The organism is Synechococcus sp. M16CYN (genome assembly GCF_040371545.1).
Classification (GTDB): domain Bacteria; phylum Cyanobacteriota; class Cyanobacteriia; order PCC-6307; family Cyanobiaceae; genus Parasynechococcus.
The window spans coordinates 1-18,765 of the sequence record NZ_AP029048.1 but is presented as its reverse complement, the minus strand read 5'-3'; the positions used below and the strand labels follow the sequence as shown (position 1 = coordinate 18,765).

At 47.0% G+C, this 18,765-nt stretch carries 21 protein-coding genes; 15 read left to right on the top strand and 6 right to left on the bottom strand.

Going from position 1 to position 18,765, the window contains the following annotated elements:
• The first annotated feature begins 1,062 nt into the window (after window positions 1-1,062).
• Window positions 1,063-1,788: a glutathione S-transferase family protein gene (locus ABWV55_RS00105; protein WP_353291779.1), complete on the top strand. Its 726-nt coding sequence runs from the start codon at window positions 1,063-1,065 to the stop codon at window positions 1,786-1,788.
• On the opposite strand, the gene ABWV55_RS00100 is transcribed toward ABWV55_RS00105, so the two are convergent.
• On the bottom strand, window positions 1,754-2,428 hold the full coding sequence (locus ABWV55_RS00100) for a DUF6816 family protein (protein WP_353291778.1): 675 nt from the start codon (window positions 2,426-2,428) through the stop codon (window positions 1,754-1,756). The genes ABWV55_RS00105 and ABWV55_RS00100 overlap by 35 nt on opposite strands.
• On the opposite strand from ABWV55_RS00100, the gene ABWV55_RS00095 reads away from it, so the two are divergent.
• Window positions 2,427-2,690 carry a chlororespiratory reduction protein 7 gene (locus ABWV55_RS00095; protein WP_353291777.1) on the top strand — a complete coding sequence of 88 codons (264 nt, stop codon included), beginning with the start codon at window positions 2,427-2,429 and terminating at the stop codon, window positions 2,688-2,690. The genes ABWV55_RS00100 and ABWV55_RS00095 overlap by 2 nt on opposite strands.
• Here ABWV55_RS00095 and ABWV55_RS00090 read toward each other — a convergent pair.
• The gene (locus tag ABWV55_RS00090) at window positions 2,687-3,277 is read right to left on the bottom strand and encodes a shikimate kinase (RefSeq protein ID WP_353291776.1); all 591 of its coding nucleotides are present in this window, start codon (window positions 3,275-3,277) and stop codon (window positions 2,687-2,689) included. The two genes, ABWV55_RS00095 and ABWV55_RS00090, sit on opposite strands and share 4 nt — an antisense overlap.
• 51 nt (window positions 3,278-3,328) lie before the next feature.
• Between ABWV55_RS00090 and ABWV55_RS00085 the strand changes: the two genes are divergently transcribed.
• The 7 genes from ABWV55_RS00085 (at window position 3,329) to ABWV55_RS00055 (ending at window position 9,591) form a co-directional block, all read left to right on the top strand.
• On the top strand, window positions 3,329-4,255 hold the full coding sequence (locus ABWV55_RS00085) for a 6-carboxytetrahydropterin synthase (protein ID WP_353291775.1): 927 nt from the start codon (window positions 3,329-3,331) through the stop codon (window positions 4,253-4,255).
• Window positions 4,242-4,952, top strand: a complete 711-nt coding sequence (locus ABWV55_RS00080; protein WP_353291774.1) for a dihydrofolate reductase family protein — start codon at window positions 4,242-4,244, stop codon at window positions 4,950-4,952. Before ABWV55_RS00085 ends, ABWV55_RS00080 begins: the two co-directional genes overlap by 14 nt.
• A gap of 147 nt (window positions 4,953-5,099) precedes the next feature.
• Window positions 5,100-6,275 (top strand): GNAT family N-acetyltransferase, encoded by a 1,176-nt coding sequence (locus ABWV55_RS00075; protein ID WP_353291773.1) that lies wholly within the window; start codon window positions 5,100-5,102, stop codon window positions 6,273-6,275.
• A gap of 9 nt (window positions 6,276-6,284) precedes the next feature.
• Window positions 6,285-6,689 (top strand): DUF4346 domain-containing protein, encoded by a 405-nt coding sequence (locus ABWV55_RS00070; protein WP_353291772.1) that lies wholly within the window; start codon window positions 6,285-6,287, stop codon window positions 6,687-6,689.
• 974 nt (window positions 6,690-7,663) lie between these two features.
• Window positions 7,664-7,837, top strand: coding sequence for a hypothetical protein (locus ABWV55_RS00065; RefSeq protein WP_353291771.1), 174 nt, complete (start codon window positions 7,664-7,666; stop codon window positions 7,835-7,837).
• Between the two features lie 583 nt (window positions 7,838-8,420).
• Window positions 8,421-8,660: a hypothetical protein gene (locus tag ABWV55_RS00060; RefSeq protein ID WP_353291770.1), complete on the top strand. Its 240-nt coding sequence runs from the start codon at window positions 8,421-8,423 to the stop codon at window positions 8,658-8,660.
• 727 nt (window positions 8,661-9,387) lie between these two features.
• Window positions 9,388-9,591 (top strand): hypothetical protein, encoded by a 204-nt coding sequence (locus ABWV55_RS00055; protein ID WP_353291769.1) that lies wholly within the window; start codon window positions 9,388-9,390, stop codon window positions 9,589-9,591.
• Window positions 9,592-9,746: 155 nt separating this feature from the next.
• Here ABWV55_RS00055 and ABWV55_RS00050 read toward each other — a convergent pair whose 3' ends face one another.
• Window positions 9,747-9,881 carry a hypothetical protein gene (locus ABWV55_RS00050; RefSeq protein ID WP_353291768.1) on the bottom strand — a complete coding sequence of 45 codons (135 nt, stop codon included), beginning with the start codon at window positions 9,879-9,881 and terminating at the stop codon, window positions 9,747-9,749.
• Between the two features lie 15 nt (window positions 9,882-9,896).
• Between ABWV55_RS00050 and ABWV55_RS00045 the strand changes: the two genes are divergently transcribed.
• Complete coding sequence (locus ABWV55_RS00045) at window positions 9,897-10,826, top strand: vitamin K epoxide reductase family protein (RefSeq protein WP_353291767.1); 930 nt, start codon at window positions 9,897-9,899, stop codon at window positions 10,824-10,826.
• A 1-nt stretch (window position 10,827) separates the two neighbouring features.
• On the opposite strand, the gene nadB is transcribed toward ABWV55_RS00045, so the two are convergent.
• From nadB to ABWV55_RS00030, 3 genes are all read right to left on the bottom strand, one after another.
• The gene (nadB, locus tag ABWV55_RS00040) at window positions 10,828-12,489 is read right to left on the bottom strand and encodes an L-aspartate oxidase (protein ID WP_353291766.1); all 1,662 of its coding nucleotides are present in this window, start codon (window positions 12,487-12,489) and stop codon (window positions 10,828-10,830) included.
• Between the two features lie 69 nt (window positions 12,490-12,558).
• Window positions 12,559-12,966, bottom strand: coding sequence for a photosystem II complex extrinsic protein PsbU (gene psbU / locus ABWV55_RS00035; RefSeq protein ID WP_353292744.1), 408 nt, complete (start codon window positions 12,964-12,966; stop codon window positions 12,559-12,561).
• A 115-nt stretch (window positions 12,967-13,081) separates the two neighbouring features.
• Window positions 13,082-13,798: a DUF3120 domain-containing protein gene (locus tag ABWV55_RS00030; protein ID WP_353291765.1), complete on the bottom strand. Its 717-nt coding sequence runs from the start codon at window positions 13,796-13,798 to the stop codon at window positions 13,082-13,084.
• Between ABWV55_RS00030 and ABWV55_RS00025 the strand changes: the two genes are divergently transcribed.
• Genes ABWV55_RS00025 through ABWV55_RS00005 form a run of 5 tightly spaced genes read left to right on the top strand, consistent with a single transcriptional unit; the run spans window position 13,722 to window position 18,760 of the window.
• Window positions 13,722-13,889, top strand: a complete 168-nt coding sequence (locus ABWV55_RS00025; protein WP_353292811.1) for a hypothetical protein — start codon at window positions 13,722-13,724, stop codon at window positions 13,887-13,889. The genes ABWV55_RS00030 and ABWV55_RS00025 overlap by 77 nt on opposite strands.
• Window positions 13,886-14,737, top strand: coding sequence for an undecaprenyl-diphosphate phosphatase (locus tag ABWV55_RS00020; protein ID WP_353291764.1), 852 nt, complete (start codon window positions 13,886-13,888; stop codon window positions 14,735-14,737). Before ABWV55_RS00025 ends, ABWV55_RS00020 begins: the two co-directional genes overlap by 4 nt.
• A gap of 35 nt (window positions 14,738-14,772) precedes the next feature.
• Entirely contained in the window at window positions 14,773-16,173 is a 1,401-nt protein-coding gene (locus ABWV55_RS00015; protein ID WP_353292743.1) for a TIGR03279 family radical SAM protein, read from the top strand.
• Window positions 16,170-17,960 (top strand): TolC family protein, encoded by a 1,791-nt coding sequence (locus ABWV55_RS00010; RefSeq protein WP_353291762.1) that lies wholly within the window; start codon window positions 16,170-16,172, stop codon window positions 17,958-17,960. The genes ABWV55_RS00015 and ABWV55_RS00010 overlap by 4 nt, the downstream gene beginning before the upstream one ends.
• On the top strand, window positions 17,960-18,760 hold the full coding sequence (locus ABWV55_RS00005) for an inositol monophosphatase family protein (RefSeq protein WP_353292742.1): 801 nt from the start codon (window positions 17,960-17,962) through the stop codon (window positions 18,758-18,760). Before ABWV55_RS00010 ends, ABWV55_RS00005 begins: the two co-directional genes overlap by 1 nt.
• Window positions 18,761-18,765 lie beyond the last annotated feature (5 nt).

The following is an 18,765-nucleotide window of genomic DNA, read 5'->3' as shown; positions in this document are numbered from 1 at the left end:
TATCAGTAAAAAACACAATTAGATAGTCCGAAAGAAGTTACTTAATATAAATCAAAAGCCATTAAAAATTATCTAAAGTGTACAGCAAAATTACATTAAATTTTATTAAAATTTTTTGAATTTATATTTAAATGCAACAAAAAAGATGAAATTAATAATTATCTAGATTATATTACTATTTATTATTTAACCGTCTCTTTTTCTTGTCTTTTAATCAAAAAGTAGCTTACTGATTTAAGTAATTAAACTTAAGAATAAGTTTGATCACTGAAATCAGACAAAAAATTTTTCAAGTTTAATTATTTTTTATGATTCTAGTCTTTTTTAAAAAAAGAAGAATTAGTTCTTTCATTAACTCATATTTAATTTATTTTATTGTAATATTTTTACGTGCTATTTTCAAGAAGTTTATTAACCCATTTTTTATGGTAAAATTTATTATCTATTTATTCAGACAATGAGCTTTTAACCAATCTGTATCTATAGTTTAATCAATCTTATTTTGCTTCTTTTTGTAAAAAACTAGTATCATTAGAATTTTTGTTCTTAAGTAATATCCTAAGTAGGACTGATATAAACAATAAGTATATTATAGTAATTAAATAGAAAAGTTGCATTATATTTTCTTTGGTTAATGTTTTGTTCTAAGTATTAATTTGCAAATATTAACCGTTGAAGAAACGATCTTTTGATCATTAATTATCGCTAATTTAAATGAAGGCGGATTACTTTTTGAAAAAAATTGCCTCTATCTTAATAAAGATTTTTCGTTATTGACCTCTATTAATTTATTACTTCTGAGTTACTGCGCTATTTATAGCAAATATTAATTTAAGCTTTCAATGCATAGTAAATCTTGAGAGTAATCGATTGAAAAATTCTCCAACCTCGCAATTAGGCTGTATTTTTTGCATATTTATATCAGCAGTCAACATTATTAGATAACAAGCAGGTGCAAGATTCATTGAACTTAGTCTTTGGTTTGTCAAGAACTTCCACAGGGAGCCTGTATTTCGAGTTTACCGGCTACTCTGCCGAGCTTGTGGTTCGGGACCTTCGGTGATGTTAGAATTGTATCAATTTCGCCATTCCGCTTTCTGCTTGAAGGTTCGGATGGTACTTCAAGCGAAAGGGCTGAGCTATCGAATTGTCGAAGTTACACCGGGAGTAGGTCAGTTGGCTGTATTTCGAATGTCGGGCCAGCGCCAAGTTCCCATGTTGGTAGATGGTGATGCCGTGCTGGCCGACTCTTCGGCAATCGTCCGGCATCTTGAACGACAAGAGCCAAATCCGATCCTTATCCCTGTGGATACGCGCCAGGCTGCTCAGGTGCATTTGATTGAGGACTGGGCTGATACCACCTTAGCGACAGTATGTCGTTCTGCTCTAGTTCAAGCAGTGGCCGTAGACGCTACATTGCGTGTCGCACTACTACCCGGCGATGTGCCAGATCCTATACGCACCATGATGGGTGCTTTTCCCGGTAAATGGATCAGCGATGTTGCTGAATTGGTAAATCAAAATGAACGAATTGATCTGCTAGCTAGCTTGGAGCAGTTAGCATCTTTAGTACAAAAGAGCCCATGGTTAGTGGGAGAAACCATGTCGCTTGCAGATTTGTCAGTTGCTGCACAACTTTCGCTACTTTGTTTTCCGTCTTCTGCGGGCACTGTCTTGGCTGGAAAAGGTGTGCCTGGTTTAAGGGATCATCCCAAACTTCAACCTCTCTTTCAATGGCGGGATCAACTTGAGCTTAAGTTGATGGAGCGGACATTGGAAGAGGTGTGAACTGTAGTTGGTAGTGATGGTTACTAATGGCTTGGCCCCGCAAGCTTTGTCCAGGAGGAGCGTAGCTAGCTTGCCATTGTTCAGCACAGATTGCGGCGCCGCAGCGTTGGTAACGGCTAAGGGTTTCTATTCGGCTTAGTCTCGGTAGCTCTGTAGTATGAAAAATCTGCAATACCAACTCATCAGCTAAGAAGATGTCAGCATCAGGAGAGAACTGTCGTCTACCAATGACAGTGGTTTCCAGGTATCGGTTTCCTCTCAACTGTGTCATCTGTCGTCCCGATGATGTGGGGTCGTCTTCAATACGCAAAATCTGATCGCCAAGTAGGGCTCGACCTATAGAACTTGCATTGAAGGCACGATCCCCAACCAGCCGATTTTTAGAGTCCCTGAGAAAACGAGCTTCGTGAATAACGGGCGGCTGATTGGGTAAATCCAGATCGACACTTTTCACCTGCCAGCAACCTGTGAACCACTCCGGATAAACTAAGTCGTCTCTACTGGAGGGGCGAGTTAAAGGAGCCGGCAGGGTCCATTCAGGCCAGAGGCTCAATCTTTGTTCTAGCGGCGAAGCCCATGCGGAAGACCCACTGATCAAGATTAAGGTCCCGATTACAAAAGCAAGTAAATCTCGGCTCATGTCTGATTCTTTGATCCACACTTGTGACGATTACGTGGTTCTAGAGCCCGGCAGGCCGGAACGTCTTCTCAGCGCGGCCGATACTTTGGCATGGCTGAGCCGGTGCTTGCAGATGATGGAGAGCCCGCCCGCCGACTTAATGAACCAGCCGAACGTGGATGCTGCCGCGCAGCGGTTACTGGACACGGCTTGCGATCTCGAGCTCAGTCCCGGAATCACGATTCAGTGGTTTGCTGTCCGGCTAGAGCCTCCAACGGCCTAGTGCGAGTTGATTTCCCTTCGTTGAGTAGGAATGGGATCTCTTAGAAGTGAAGGCAAGAGCTTTAAGATGTTGACGGCTACTGCATCGGGTGCTTCGCCATCAACCATGACTATAAGGTCCGCTTCGCAATAAAATCGGCGCCTATGGTTTAGAATCTCATTTAACTTTGATTTAAGGTCTGCTTTCGGCAGCAGCGGTCTGGTGGTGGGATCAGCCTCCAATCGTGTGAGCAACCGATCTTGCCCAACGTTTAGCCAGATCACTATGCCGCTATGCAATAAACCCCAGTTTTCTGATTTTGTCACAATTCCACCGCCAGTAGCAACGACCAGTGAATGGTGCTTGCTAATTGCACTAAGAACTTGACTCTCGATTAAGCGGAATCCTGTCTCCCCATCTCGTTTGAAAATTTCAGGAATAGTGCAATCCGCAACTTGTTCGATTACAGCGTCTGCATCAACAAAGCTGTAGCCTAATTGTTTTGCGAGAGGTCGGCCAGTTTCTGTTTTACCACTGCCCATCATCCCCACCAAATAAAGACTACGGCCCCCCAAGCGCTGCTTTAGAGGGAAAGCGGAATCTGCCATAGCTCAGAATTGCTGTTGGCTCATTAGGATGCTCCCCGGCCAGAACGTCACATGATTGAAATTGAATCAACCACCCGGCATGGCCATGGCAGATTTTGTGTGATTACTCGACGGGCTTGTTTCAGTGCCAGCCATCGTTACTGGTTACCGGAGTTTTCCCCAGACGATAATGCCGCTCTCTTTGGTCTCTGCAGCTTCGCGCCAGGTCATGGCCACAACTATGAACTTATTGTCTCAATGGCTGGAAACCTGGATGCTCACGGCATGGTGCTGAACTTATCTGAGGTGAAGCGGGCCATTAGCTCACAAATAACCAGTCAGCTCGATTCTCGCTTCCTCAATGAAGTTTGGCCAGAATTTGACATTACTCAGCCTGATAGCTGTTTACCAACTACTGAGGCTCTTATCCGATCAATTTGGCGGCGCCTCAATTCTCATCTTCCGATTACAGCTTTACGCCTTTACGAACAACCGAGCCTCTGGGCCGACTATCTCGGAGATCCTATGGATGCTTTCCTCACCATTCGCACTCATTTTTCTGCTGCTCACCGCCTAGCTCGCCCTGAATTGAGCCAAGAAGAAAATGAGCGCATCTATGGCAAATGTGCTCGACCTCATGGTCATGGGCATAATTACTTAGTAGATATAACTGTTCGTGGTAGCATTGACTCGCGTACGGGCATGGTTTGCGACCTATCAGCCCTGCAGCGCTTGGTCGATGATTTAGTGGTTGAGCCGTTTGATCACACCTTCCTTAACAAGGATGTACCGTTTTTCGCAAATTGTGTTCCCACGGCAGAAAATATCGCACTACATATCGCAGATCGTCTTTCCAATCCGATCGCAGCGATCGGCGCCCACCTTTATAAGGTGCGCCTTCAAGAGAGCCCTAACAATGCTGCGGAAGTCTACGCAGAACCTCTACGACTAGAAATAGCTTCTCCTGCTGCGCTAGTGGACGCCGTTGTTGCAATCTGAAGAGCTCGTGATACCACAAAAGACTAATTGTCAATCATCTGCGAGGCCTGAAACCCGACTGGTTTTGGCTATTTCTTTAGACGGTCGCCTTTCCTCGTCTAGGAGCATTGTGGCTCAGTTGGGAGGAGAGGGTGACCGACGCGCACTCGAGCAAGCTTTGGCTTGGGGAGATGCCTGCTTGATAGGTGCTGGAACATTGCGAGCCCATCAATGCACCTGTTTAATCAGGAACGCTGAACTTGTTCAGCAGAGGCTGGATCAAGGTCGTTCTGCCCAGCCCGTTGCTGTGGTAGTGAGCCATAGCCATGTTTTTCCTCAGCATTGGCGATTCTTTCAGCAACCCTTTGAGAGATGGCTTGTAGCACCAATGTTGCCCTCTAAAGGATTTGATCATTGGATTGCGTTAGGTCACTCATGGTCTAATCGTCTTGCTGCTATCCGAGCGGCAGGAATTCGACATCTTGTAGTGTTGGGTGGTGCTCACTTGGCAGCCCAACTTCTTCAAGAAGATTGCATTGATACCCTGCGGTTGACTCTGGTACCAAGACTACTCGGTGGCCCTAATACCTGGGTCCCGTGGGACCATGGTCCGCTACCGATCCGAATGGGCGAAGCAAGTGCCTGGAACTGTGATGTCATAGAAAACCTAGGACATGATGAAATATTGGTCAGCTATCAACGGCAGCGTGGGTCCTAACTGCTACCGATCTCATTACCTGTTATATTGGATTCGTCAACCACTTCGATACGTTTTAGTTAATCATGCTTTCGTAAATCAAGCAAAGTATTCTGCTCCTTTGTCTTTCGTTAATATCAAGCCACTTCAAATGGCGGGATTAATTATATGACCGCGCTCACCGCGCGTTGGCACCGCTCAATTAATGAGATCCCTACGCAGCAATGGCGAGATTTGCTTGGGGAGGGTGCCACTCCTTTTTATCAATGGGAGTGGTTAAGTGCTCTCGAAGGCTCTGGCAGTACTGTTCCTGACCAAGGTTGGCAGCCTTTTCACTTGGCTTTATGGCGGGACAATAAGCCCGTCGCGATCGCGCCCTTGTATCTGAAGGGTCACAGCTATGGCGAATTTGTATTCGACCAGGCTTTCGTTCGTTTGGCTACGAATCTTGGCTTTCGTTACTATCCAAAGCTTTTAGGAATGAGTCCAGCAAGCCCAGTTTTGGGCTACCGATTTCATATTCTATTAGGAGAAGATGAAGCTCAGCTTACCGCGATTTTACTGCAAACGATTGATCGCTTTTGCAAGAAGAACGGAATCCTTAGTTGCAACTTCCTTTATGTAGATCCGTCATGGCGTCCCCTCGCTGAAGCTGCAGGTTGTGCAGCTTGGCTTAACCAACAGAGTCTTTGGAGCCGTGGGGAGGATCAGACCTTTGACGATTATCTTCAAGGTTTCAACTCTAACCAGCGCCGCAATATCAAAAGAGAACGCAAGGCAGTAGCCAATGCAGGAATCACAATCACGTCACTGACGGGAGATCAATTAGATCGGGATTTGCTGCAGACTATGTATGGCTTCTATGAACAGCACTGTGCTCAGTGGGGGCAATGGGGCAGCAAATACTTAAATCAGGGATTTTTTGAAGCACTTGCGGATGAATATCGTAGGAAAATTGTGTTATTTGCAGCCCATAGAGGTGACCCGCGTCATCCAGTAGCTATGTCACTTTGCGTTCACGACGCTACAAACCTTTGGGGGCGATATTGGGGTACGAATGAACAAATTGAATGTCTTCATTTTGAGGTTTGCTACTATTCTCCAATTCAGTGGGCTTTAGAGAGGGGGATCCGCAATTTTGATCCTGGAGCTGGTGGTAGTCACAAACGGCGCCGAGGGTTCATGGTCCGTCCTCACGTCAGCTTGCACCGTTGGTATGAGCCGCAAATGGACGCGTTGATAAGGGCTTGGTTGCCCAAAGCAAATGATTTGATGCTGGAGGAGATCGATGCTATCAATGCCGAACTTCCATTCAAGGTGGAGCCGCCTACCTTGGATTTTTAGATTGAAGTAATGCTTGAAATCCCAGAATCATCATCTTTGACAGATTCTCTACAGGAGCTGGATAACCATTTGTCTAGGCGGTTTATCGCCCTTGACCCTAATGGTTATTTCTTAATCAAAGTTGACTATGCGGCGACGGAGCTTGTTCTTGAACATTATGGGAATACTATTGATGATAAGGGATTAGCCCATGATACTGAAACAGGCGAGGTACTTAATTGCCGAAGAGCTAATGAACCAAGACAACCTCTAGCTGTGTATCGAGGTCGTACAGCGAAGCAAGTAGGAATTCAACTTACAGAAGGAGATGGGCCCTATCCTTTAAGCCGCCTTGATCACGCAATGTACTTAGGTCGTGAGCTTCAAAAAGCTGAAATCTGCCTTCGGAATGGATCTCCGTACTCGCAGGACTGAGTCGTTGTTAGGTCATCTGTAATTATCTTGGATTTTTCAGTTCTTTAGGAGGAAGGGATTCAAGCTATTCTTGAGCTCTCGCTACATAATCGACCGATACTCAAGAAGAGGCTCATATGGACCAATGTCATGAGAAGTTAATTGTTTCAGCAGCACTGTGCTGGTAGTGTATTGTTGTTACCAGGAGCGCCAAAGGTATTCGGAACGTATCGGGCTTAACTTCTTGAAGTTAAACTATGATGCTTAGAGCTCAGATGTGTATAAGAATTTGGTGGTTACTTATCGTTATAAATTTCTTATTTATAGGTAAATTAGTGACTGTAAACTTTCCACGCTGAGCTATCAGCTTCGTAAAGAATCATAAAATGCTTAAGATATTCGCTAACGATATTTCAAATCGGCAATTGTGTTGACTGCGAAGCCTGAAATTATTCGTCTAATTTATTCCTCTTACGGCCTCCCTAGTCTGCAATTGTTTTTCCTCTTCTAACCAAACTCAAAGCATAATCTTCAATTAAGATGATTGTAATGCGTTTAATGTGTTTGTTGTCATCGTATGATTTCTTGTGCGAGCAATAAATTTAACAATCTTACAGCTGATCAACCTGGCTGTTTCTGCAGCCGAATTTGGCTTACTACCACACATGCCACACATGGATACAGGTAATAGTGACTCAATAACGGCCACACTCATTGTGAATCGCGAATGCTTTGTGTTTGTAACATCGTTGTAAGGCTTTTCTGCTCTGGTGTTTCGACACCAATGAATGTGTTCTTAATCTAGGCTTCGTAACATTATTTTATCGTCATCGACTGATTTAACAGATGCTCTAATCGCGGGTTGAAGGAATAGCGACATCCTTTCCGACACGTGCGGTTTTTAGAACTGTGGCGTCGGCTCCTTTAAATGTCTTTGTCAGTGGTTTGCTTCTGCATATGGCTTCGCATCATAGGACTTAAAATTAAGCAAGCGGATGACCACGAGAGACTCATATACTTATGGAGTTCTTGATGTCGACTTTAGTAGGCTAAAACAGAGAATTAAATGGCATGGAGATTCCGTTAGGCCTTTCGCCTTCAAGATGGGGGTAGCTTTCGACTTCATCACATTTTTTAAGGCTGAAACCAGTGTGAAGGAGACGATTTAATTTCATGAAGAATTTTACAACCCGTTTGCCCGGGGTCGAGATTAAAAAGGGGAAAGATACTAGCCGACCAATCTGAATCCATCTGAATCCAAATAATCGACAATTTGTAAACCTTATCAGTATCAGGGCATTTTCTATTCAATTTCTGATCTAATGGGTGGTCGTCTCTTTATTCTCATATGGGTATTGGTATCTATCTCGGATTAGTCGGTTCAGGCTTAGTGCTTGCCTTCGTACTTACTAAGCTCTTAAAGGGAATCAAACTGCTTTAAGTAATGTGAGGGTTCGTTTACTTTAGATAATAATTCAAAAGATGTTGCAACCACAAGATCGGGACTTCTGCAAAGTCTGAAGACCGTCAAGAGACTATTGATTACCACTAAAGGCTGCTACTAAAAGATCACTCAATTCTCTGCCTTTCAGAAAAGCGACTTGGTCAAACCTGGCTGTTCCATCCACGATCATTTTAATCAAAATTGGTTTGAGCGGTTGTGGAACACCATTGCCGCTGGATAAGGCGCTGAGCCAACACTGGTGGAAAGAAAGAGTGTAGCCAATTTAAACCGCCCCTGAGCCGCACAACATGTTTGACTGCAAAGCGATGGATATAATGGCTCCCGACTCTTTTAAGATTAAGAGTGATTTGCTGCTAAATCTTGTACTGTTGTGTTGCAGTACCGTTCTACTAGTAGTGCTGTTTGCTCGTATTCGAAGCGCTAGTAAATACGCAAGATTCCTGAGCTCCTCTACCTGGCACCTCATGGGAGATTCAGTAGAGTTAAATCGGAAGCGTTATCCTGCAATGATCCCAAATATTGAATAGAGCCATTATTGCTTACTGATGTTGTGTACTGCCTTAGGTCTAATTTGAGCTAGTTAACGACAAAACACTGATAATTGAGAGTAGTCTGTAACTGGCTATATCAGTTTTGGAGATCTATTTGCTTTCTACGATGGCGAAAAGTCATCTATTAGTTAATAGGATATTATTAGCTTTTAACGATTAAGATAGCCACAGGATTCACTGCAAATGCTGGGATCACTTTCTACACATTGGCGATGTAAAGCCTGTTGTTAATCATATATAACTGAACGGTAAATTTACTATCTATTTGAGGTTAATTAGGCACATAATATAATTATTTAATCGTATGTAAATATAGTGTTCAATAAAACTAACTACTGTTTTTTATTTAGCGTTGATTGTTTTCTAAGGCAGTTGTTTATTGTAAAATTGTTAAGGCATTCTTCCAAACTTGAGTCACATTTGAATTTATCTAATTAGACAAATTTGCAATGATAGTGCAGTCTTCCAAATAAAGAACAATGTGAAAATTCTCATATGGGTGAGACATTGCTGACGTAAAAAAATGAGCTATATAATGAGAAGCACTCTTCTATTTTCCTCAGGAGTTCCGTGATCAACATTGTGAGTAAAATAGCGTCGGTTAGTTGGTCTTGGATACGTTTGAACAAGTTTTTATTTATACCTAACCCATCAGGAGCAAGATTAATTATCTGCAGAGTCTTGTAGATGGCTGTGTTGTATTATGGGACGAGAATCGAGAGTGGAGCACCGCGACTTCCGTATCTCAACCTGCGGCAAGAGCCCTGGACATAGGTTCTGTGACTCTAGTGAAGGGAAGAAACCCGCTTACCGTCGTAACCTCCCTGACAGCTGTGTTAGTCAGGGTTTTTGCACAGGTCCGGTCCATATACCAATGTCGATTGAATTGTTTAACCGATCAAAATGAATAAGCCCTTGCATCCTCTATATCATCTAGATTGGTTTGGGATGCCTTTAGTTATGACTGATCGACCACAGCCATTGCGTTAACTTTAGTTGATGCGGATGTCATATTCCCGCCCTGACAATCGATTTCATTGTGACATTTTGACGTCAACGCAATTATTTGCCCTGGCCCATGTATAGATAAAGGTAATGACCAGTTTTGCAGTTGTGGCCACGTTGCTGTACCAGCAAACCGCCGATCACCTTGCTTAATTGGGACGGATTGTGTAGAGACTGGCAGAATTTGGTCACTTGTAGGGTTATCAGGTGGGTGTTACCCGTCTCGTTAGTCGCCGGCGTCAGGATCCCGGGACCAAATGGGCACGCATTGCAATGGCAGTGCTGGCCACAGTTGGCGTAATCGATACAGGTTCGATCACTCTCAAGCGTTGGGGGTTTCTCGGCGAGCTCACGTGTCCGATGGGTGCGGACGGGTGCGACAAAGTGCTTAATAGTTCCTGGGGAACTTTGATTAACGGTATCCCACTATCGCTGGTTGGGTTGATCGCCTACATCTCTATCCTGTTAATGACTTTGATGCCTCTGTTACCTGGGCTGCAGGAGAATAAGGCAGATTTGTCTCGTCGCACTTGGTGGGGATTATTTACGCTTTCCACTAGCATGGCTGCATTCAGCGCCGTCCTATTGGGATTAGCTGTCCTGAAAATTCAGGCATTCTGCTTCTTTTGTGTTCTCTCCGCGTCCTTATCTATACTTTTATTGGTGCTATCGATAGTTGGCGGTGGTTGGGAGGATTCCGGTATACTGGCTTTTCGCGGTGTGCTTCTAGCCACTGTCGTTTTGCTAGGGAGCCTGATTTGGATTTCTGCGGTTGATTCAGGACGCTCGGCTAACGTGGGTGAGAAGGTCGGTGTTCCTCCAGCTGTGACGAATGAAAGTTCGATAGCTGCTCTAGCATTAGCAGAGCATCTTGCAGTAGGCGGTGCTGTGATGTATTCGGCATATTGGTGTCCTCACTGCCATGAACAAAAGGAGTTATTTGGCAAGCAGGCTAGCCAGCAGCTCATTGTTGTGGAATGTGCAACTGATGGCCAGAACAACCAGGCTGACCTTTGCCGTAGTAAGAGGTTGGAAGGCTTTCCTAGCTGGGAAATTAATGGTGAGATAGATTCCGGTGTTAAACCCCTCAGTATCTTGGCTGACCTGAGTGGCTATCAAGGCAGTAGAGAATTCTAAGTCATACACGCAAGGCCCGGGTCCTAATTCCCTCTTTGATGGACTGACGGGAGTGACATTGCCATTGAGGTAGTGGCGCCGGCGCATCAATGCGGAAATGTCCGCCTCGACTTTCGCGCCTGAATAACCCCGCCTGCAGCATTAACCGACTCGTTAGTAAGCGGTGATGAAGATCTAGCAGCAGATTAAGATTTCTGCGACTGCTGTCACCAAGTTCTAAGGCTTCTGTATTACCAAGACCTCGCATAAGGCGCAAAAGAGGCTGATGCTCAAGCCAGATTTCCTCAGCTTGAACTTGATGAAGAGCTCGGCGGAGTTTACGAACGGCTCGGTCCACACCGGCGTCGCGCCAGCACAGCTGCCTGAGTTGTTCAATGCGTGATATCAGGCCGGTACTGCTTTCTCCATGACTGAGATCAAGCTCACAGATTGTGGGTTTGGATCGTTTACCCCATGTTTGTTGTGGCACCAGGCTAATTTTCTCTAGCTGATGAGCAAAAACCAGACATTCCATCAGGGAGTTACTGGCCAGACGATTAGCACCGTGGAGCCCCGTGCAAGCCACTTCGCCAACTGCGAAAAGCCCAGGAAGATTTGTGGCAGCTTGAAGGTCGGTAGCGACACCACCCATCCAATAGTGCGCGGCGGGAGCAACTGGGATTGGGTGTTCCAGAGGGTTGAGGCCAAATTCACCACAACGGTCAAGAATATTTGGGAAGCGCGCTTCCGCCCGCTTGCGGGGAATGGCACTGAAATCGAGCCAAATTTGTCCTACTCCCTGCCGTTGCATGGCCTGAACAAGAGCGCGACTCACTTGATCACGAGGAGAGAGATCCCCTTGTGGCAAATGAGCTACGGGGCTACAACCGAAGTCATCCAGCAAAACACCGCCTTCGCCTCGTACCGCCTCTGAGAGGAGAAAGCAAGGGGCGCCTTTGAGGCGTAACGCCGTAGGATGAAACTGGATGAATTCTAGGTCTTCTACGGCAGCGCCTGCTTGCCAGGCAAGTGCTATGCCTTCGCCGCAGGCTTGAGTCGGGTTGGTGGTATTTGCGAACAGATGACCGCCGCCCCCGCTGGCGAGCACAATGGCTCGGGCTTGTACCGTGTAAACGCGGCGGCCGTCTAGCACCTGTAGACCGCTGCAACACCCGTTTTCCACCATAAGCTGCGTGACCCGTACGCCGCGGCGGTGTAAAAGACCAACACGTTCTTCTACACGCTCCCGTAGCACATCCACTAGTGCTTTTCCGGTCTGGTCTCGTACATGAAGGACTCGTTTGTGGCTGTGGGCTGCTTCAAGCGTAGTTGCGAGGTTTGGGCCATCACGGTCAAAAGTCATCCCTAACTTTTGAAGACGTTCTACGCAATGGGGCGCTTCGTTTACCAGCAGCTGTACGGCATCCCTGTCACATAGTCCAGCTCCGGCATGGATGGTGTCCTCAGCGTGGCTGTAAGCATTATCCTCTGGCCGTGTGACTGCGGCGATCCCTCCCTGCGCCCATCGGCTGGACGAACAGCGCCCGGTGTTCCGATTAAGCAGCAACACGCTTAAGCCGGCGGGGAGGTCCAGGCAAGTCATTAGACCGGCTGCCCCGGCGCCAATCACCGCCACATCCCAGGGGCCGGGAGGAATTGGATCAGGAGAATAAAGCTGGTCCATTGAGGCAAAAAACCGCCAGATATACTGGCGGCTCAGGTAATCACAGCGAGTGAATTATGAATGCTTCCCTCATCGGTACTGACCATCATTAATTCGATCATCACCTTCGTTAAGGGCAATTGATGGAGGCGTGACAGTAAAATTATCGCGGTACTTGGCGAACAGCTCTTTCTGACGTTCACTAAGGTCAAGTTCCAGTACGTCATCAACTTCGTTGTATGGCCCGCCAAGAACAATTTTTCCAGCCATTGTGGGATACATCCCAGGGAACTGCTGAAAACGGCGTACGGAAGAATTATTGAGATCCACCTTGCCTTCACGCTCAGCGATTTTGTCATCCGCAACATTACGGATTTCGCTACCGGAATATTTTCCGAGAATGTCTTCTTCCGCGTAAACCGCGTATGAAAGCACAAGGCTCGAGATCAAGCCTGCCACGACTAGGGTGGTGGTTAACAAGCTTAGGAGCCACTTCATCACAACAACTCTCAATTAGGGGACGAAACAGGACGGCCGGCAAAGCCGGCCGAAGAAGGCTACAGGTCAAATTGCTGTTGTAGTACCCGGCAACGCAGAGGTTTTGCAGTTCGTTTCACTCGATTAATCCACTGAGACTAGGTTGGAGCAATGCAAAGAGTAGAAAAAGACCATCCACCCATAAGGTGGTTGTGAGCACCGATGCTGACATAGAGAGTGTGTCGGTACTACAGCGAGGGGCTATTTCAAGTTTTGATAATTCCCGAGCAATCCATAGAATTATGGCAATAGCCGCTGCAAGAGCTATGAGTTGGAGTGGGTGAAGTAGATGGAGCCCTGCCTTATGTAGTAGTTGGGGCGCTGTGTTCGGGGAGGCGGTGACTACGGTGGGCCAAAAGCGCATCACTCCCGTGATGGCAATCATTAGATCGGTGAAGGCTGTACCGAGCAAAGATGACAAATAGAAGGCTGAGGCGAGATGCCAACGGTTTCCTAAGCCGGCTAAAGCAATTGGTAAGGCAAAAGCTTCAACTGGCAGATGCAAAATTGGATGAGCCCGAAGCCAACCCCAGAACACACACCCTGCAAACCAGCTGCCGCTAAAACCAACTAGCAGTGAACCTAGGTCTGTGCTGTGCTGGTTTTCGCTACGGTTTAGAGTGATGCCGGCTGCGATCAACACGGCGGTGAATAGCGTCGCTGAAAACGGATGAATACGAACCCAGGGAGCTTGTAAAAAGACTGGCAGCACAATCATGGCTGTGGCTACTTTCGGTATCGACACGAACCATGCACGATCGGAAGTCGTAGATTGCCAGATGCTACCGATCAAATTCTTTTGGTCCCAAAGTTACAGAACCCTAGAGGACATCCTTGGTCTTTGTGTCCGACATAGGGTCGCTAGGACATTTATCCTTAGATGACCGATACCGCTGTTCCGCTAGGTCTTGTTGAGGCTTTAGTGCTTGGCATCATCCAGGGAATAACAGAGTTTTTACCAATAAGCAGCACCGCTCACCTCAGGGTTGTACCAGCACTTTTCGGCTGGGATGACCCAGGAGTATCTGTTACCGCAGCTATTCAATTGGGAAGCATCATTGCTACAACGTCGTACTTTCACCAAGATCTATCTCGGGTGCTCAGGGGAATCAGTCGTGCAATTCGCTATGGACAATGGCAAGACCCCGAAGCGCGTTTGGGAATTGCCATGGCGAGCGGCAACATGCCTATTCTCCTGTTGGGCCTAGGAATCAAGATGTTTTGGCACCAGGAGTATGACGGCTCCCCATTACGTACTGTTCCTTCCATCGCGGTTATTTCAATTGTGATGGCGCTGTTCCTTGCGTTCGCTGAATGCGTCGGTTCACAAATTAAACGACTTGATTCGGTTAATAGTCGCGACGGTCTTGTTGTAGGCTGCGCTCAGGCTTTGGCCGTTGTCCCTGGCGTCTCTCGCTCGGGAAGTACACTCACAGCTTCGTTGTTTGATGGATGGAAACGCGCAGACGCTGCGCGTTTTTCCTTCTTGCTAAGTATCCCTGCAATTTCTGTTGCTGGATTGGTAGAATTAAAAAGCGCCTTGGACGTCGGTACGACCGTCGATCCCCTTTCTCTCATTGTAGGCATTATCTCGGCTACCTTGGTATCCTGGTTGTCCATTGGTTGGTTGTTACACTTTTTACAACAAAACAGCTCCTGGATTTTTGTTGTTTACCGATTGATATTTGGTTCGACCCTTCTTGTTTGGTGGGTTGTTTCCAGTGCACACTGAATGAAGAGATTGAGTGCTACTTCGCATTGAATGAGATGTCTGCCGGAGTTGCCGTTGCGACTCTTGATTCCAACACTTTTGTGCATCAGCTACAGCCCGCTATAGTCGCATCCGTTGATCCCGACTCTATTGGACACGAGCTTGGCTTTGAACCTGGTGATCAACTTCTCAGTATCAACGGGATTCGTCCTAGAGATTTAATCGATTATCGTTATCTTTGCGTTGAAGAACACCTCAGCCTGGAAGTTCGCGATACCGCTGGTGGGCTTCACCGCATTAATCTGGAAAAAGACACGGATGATGGTCTTGGCTTAGTCTTTACTGAAGCACTTTTTGATGGGCTGCGTCAATGCAACAATCATTGTTCTTTTTGTTTTATTGACCAGCAACCTCCTGGCCACCGAAGCAGCCTCTACTTGAAAGACGACGACTATCGCCTTAGCTTTTTATACAGTTCTTATGTTACGCTCACTAACCTTAAAGAAGCGGATTGGCAGCGAATTAAAGACCAGCGGTTATCACCACTCTTCGTATCGGTTCACGCTACGGAACCGATTTTGCGTTCTCGCCTTCTTGCCAACCCTCGAGCTGGATTGTTGATGGATCAACTTGCCTGGTTTGACCGGCATAATCTACAGATCCATGCCCAGGTAGTTGTATGCCCCGGTCTCAATGATGGCGCTGCATTGCAGCAGACTCTCAATGACCTTTCGTGTTTTGCCAGGGGAGACTGGCCAGCTGTCTTGTCTACTGCCATAGTGCCAGTCGGTCTAACACGCTTTCGGCCAGAAGATGATTGCCTCGTGCCAGTAGACCGGGACTGCGCTCGCCGTGTGATTGACCAGGTAGAGAGATTACAACCCGAATTTCAAGTTCGGGTAGGATCGCGCTTCGTTTGGTTGTCCGATGAATGGTACCTAATGGCCAGACTACCGCTGCCACCACGAGCGGATTATGAGGATTTCCCCCAAGAAGAAAATGGCGTAGGCAGCATTCGTGCCTTCCTAGAGGCTCTGGATGAGGCCTCCAAAGTACTCCCTCAAAAGGTGGCTCGGCCCCGGCGATGCAGTTGGGTGGTGGGGAACATTGTCAAGACTGCTCTCCAACCAGTCACCCAACGGTTAAATGCTGTAAAAGGGGTCAACCTTAAGCTGTTTGGGTTACCAAGCCCCTACTGGGGCCAAAGTCAGGTAGTTACGGGACTGCTAACAGGCCAAGATCTTCTTGATGGATTAAAGGGTTGCGATCTAAGAGATGAGCTTTTGCTCCCCTCTGTGATGTTGCGTCGGGGGCAGCAGGTGTTTCTTGACGACATGACTCTTGAAGCGGTTCAGCGTCAGATCACTGTTCCTATACGCGTCGTTTATGGGGCGGCTGATATTGTTGCTTCTGTGCTGGGTTCGGCCAAGAAGACCTCTAAGCTTGTTGAAGATTGATTCGTATTGTGCACCGATTCTCCGCAAGTGCGTTGTTGGTTGCGGAAATTTTGGTTGCTGGAACTTCACCCGGACTAAGTCAAAATTCTGTCTATGAGGGCTCTACCTCTGCATTAATCGATAAATCGACCTTGCCCATTGCTTCTGAGTTCAGAGAAGGGCGACTTCGCGTAAACGTGAACGAATCTGCCATATCTCCAGCAGCCACTGAGGTACCTCTATCGCTTCAGCCTTTGGTTGCTCCGCCATCTCTTGCGCTTCCGGATCAAAAAGAACAAGTCCAGATCAACGAGTTGCGTCCGCTTACCCTCGAAGAGACTTTGCTTTTGGCAGAGGTCAATAGTCCAAAATTAAAAGCTGCATTAAGTCAAGTTGATCAAGCGAAGTTGTCTTTACGCGCAAAAATTGCGTTCTGGTATCCCACTGTGGATTTTTCTGCCGGTGGTCTTCCTGCCTACTTCAAGTCGTACACATTTCGGAATCCAGACTTTTTGTCTGAAGTCTCCATGGCATCGGCGACCAATCGCTTGACCGGAGAAGTGGCCAATCCGGTAAATGAGCCTACGAATGAGACTTATGCGCGTGAATGGCGTCTCAATGCCAGCCTTCAAGTTAGTTGGGACATCATTAACCCGAGGCGCGTTCCCCAAATCGCCGCCGCTCGTGACCGTTATGAACGAGCACGCAGATCGTATCTGATCTCTCTGCGTGATCTCCGATTGGAGACTTCTATTGCTTACTTCAATCTTCAAGAAGCTGATGAAGGTGTTCGAATTGGTCAGACCTCGGTTCGTGCCTCCTTAATCAGCCTAAGAGACGCTCGCGCTCGCTTTAACGCTGGCGTTAACACAAAACTTGAAGTTCTTGAAGCTGAGACCCAGCTCGCGCGCGATAGGAGTATCCTGGCCTCCAAGCTGGGTGATCAGAATACAGCGCGTCGGAGTTTGGCTTCCAAAGTTAGCTTGCCTCAAAACATCACCCCAACGGCAGCCACCCCGGGAAGGCCTTTAGGGAGTTGGAAAGCATCACTTCAGGAGAGTATCAGCGCTGCTTACGCCTATAGAGAAGAGTTAGATCAGCTACTCCTTGACATATCCATTAGCAACAGCGAGGCCAATGCTTCTCTCGCAGCAATTCAGCCAATTTTAAGCTTTGTCAACACGAGTAATGTTAATCGTCGGGAAGGCCAAATGGGTAGAAGATCTATCAAAGAGATCGATATGGATGATTATGCGTGGGCCTTCAGCAACACCACAGCGTTAACGCTGACGTGGCGTTTGTTTGATGGAGGTCATTCCCATGCTGAATACAGCCGTTTCAAGCGGGCTGCTAAGCAAAATGCTTACCAATTCGCAAGAAAGCGGGATGACATTCGCCTTGAGGTGGAACAAAGTTTCTTTGGACTTCGTACGTCCATCCAAAACATTCAAACCACGGCCAGTGAAGTCTTATCCTCCCGTGAGTCCCTGCTGCTGTCTCAGCTTCGTGTACAAGCCGGTGTGAGCACTCAAAGAGAAGTAGTGAATAATCAAAGGGATCTCACCAATGCTGAGCTGCGTTACGCAAGCGCTATTCGTGGTTATAACACTGGCCTAGTTCAGTTAGGCCGCCGTACTGGTTTGGATGCATTGCTTCCTTGTAGTGGGCCTGATGGGTTGCCTTCAATCAATCCTGAAGACATGCAAACGTTAATTCCCATTGAACCAATGCCCTTTCGATCTGTGTGTCCCACCACTCCGGTTTCTTCCGGTTTTGCTATTCCTTCCTTCTCTGTACAGGAATTGTGATGACTGAGGTGCTCAGTGCAGACCAACTGAGCGCCGTCCATCAGTTGCTCGACCGTGTTTCAGCACGACAGCGCCAGGACTTTGGTCATGCTACGTCTGATCTTAAGTCGGATGGAACTCCTATCACGGCTTGTGATCGTTGGAGTGATGCCACCTTTGTGGGGGGTCTAGCGGAGATTGCCCCGGGAGAAGGTATCCTCAGTGAGGAGGGGTCGAAGCAGGTTCCCGAATCTCGTGCATACTGGGTCGTCGATCCGCTGGATGGCACAACAAACTTTGCAGCTGGTATCCCTTATTGGGCCATCTCTATAGCTCGATTCGTTGACGGTCGTCCTAGTGAGGTGTTTTTGGACGTACCGGCTTTGAGTCAGCGAATTGTGGCTTTACAAGGTCGGGGCGCTTTTCGAAATGGCGAAGTATTGACGGCAAAGACGCGCTGTCTAACCACAAGCAATTGTGTTTCGCTTTGTAGTCGCTCAATACGACTGCTACAGAGGAAACTGGATCAACCGTTTCCTGGAAAGATTCGTTTACTTGGAGTTGCCAGCCTCAATTTAGTGAGTGTCGCGATGGGACAAACAGTTGGTGCCCTTGAAGCAACTCCTAGAATTTGGGACCTGGCCGCGGCATGGCTTGTATTGGAGGAATTGGATTGCCCAATTCGTTGGCTGGGTGCTGACCCATCGCAGTTGTACGCAGGTCAAGATTTATCGGAAGCAAGTTTCCCAATGTTGGCTGCCTGCTCTTGGTCACAACTAACCACACTTTTGCCCTGGGGTGAAGCATTGATTCAGAGCTAAAAGCG

Coding starts and splice junctions, on each gene's coding strand:
- ABWV55_RS00105 (WP_353291779.1), top strand. CDS start 1,063: ATGTTAGAATTGTATCAATTTCGCCATTCCGCTTTCTGCTTGAAGGTT.
- ABWV55_RS00095 (WP_353291777.1), top strand. CDS start 2,427: ATGTCTGATTCTTTGATCCACACTTGTGACGATTACGTGGTTCTAGAG.
- ABWV55_RS00100 (WP_353291778.1), bottom strand. CDS start 2,428: ATGAGCCGAGATTTACTTGCTTTTGTAATCGGGACCTTAATCTTGATC.
- ABWV55_RS00090 (WP_353291776.1), bottom strand. CDS start 3,277: ATGGCAGATTCCGCTTTCCCTCTAAAGCAGCGCTTGGGGGGCCGTAGT.
- ABWV55_RS00085 (WP_353291775.1), top strand. CDS start 3,329: ATGATTGAAATTGAATCAACCACCCGGCATGGCCATGGCAGATTTTGT.
- ABWV55_RS00075 (WP_353291773.1), top strand. CDS start 5,100: ATGACCGCGCTCACCGCGCGTTGGCACCGCTCAATTAATGAGATCCCT.
- ABWV55_RS00070 (WP_353291772.1), top strand. CDS start 6,285: ATGCTTGAAATCCCAGAATCATCATCTTTGACAGATTCTCTACAGGAG.
- ABWV55_RS00065 (WP_353291771.1), top strand. CDS start 7,664: ATGACCACGAGAGACTCATATACTTATGGAGTTCTTGATGTCGACTTT.
- ABWV55_RS00060 (WP_353291770.1), top strand. CDS start 8,421: ATGTTTGACTGCAAAGCGATGGATATAATGGCTCCCGACTCTTTTAAG.
- ABWV55_RS00055 (WP_353291769.1), top strand. CDS start 9,388: ATGGGACGAGAATCGAGAGTGGAGCACCGCGACTTCCGTATCTCAACC.
- nadB (WP_353291766.1), bottom strand. CDS start 12,489: ATGGACCAGCTTTATTCTCCTGATCCAATTCCTCCCGGCCCCTGGGAT.
- psbU (WP_353292744.1), bottom strand. CDS start 12,966: ATGAAGTGGCTCCTAAGCTTGTTAACCACCACCCTAGTCGTGGCAGGC.
- ABWV55_RS00025 (WP_353292811.1), top strand. CDS start 13,722: ATGGCTGTGGCTACTTTCGGTATCGACACGAACCATGCACGATCGGAA.
- ABWV55_RS00020 (WP_353291764.1), top strand. CDS start 13,886: ATGACCGATACCGCTGTTCCGCTAGGTCTTGTTGAGGCTTTAGTGCTT.
- ABWV55_RS00015 (WP_353292743.1), top strand. CDS start 14,773: ATGTCTGCCGGAGTTGCCGTTGCGACTCTTGATTCCAACACTTTTGTG.
- ABWV55_RS00005 (WP_353292742.1), top strand. CDS start 17,960: ATGACTGAGGTGCTCAGTGCAGACCAACTGAGCGCCGTCCATCAGTTG.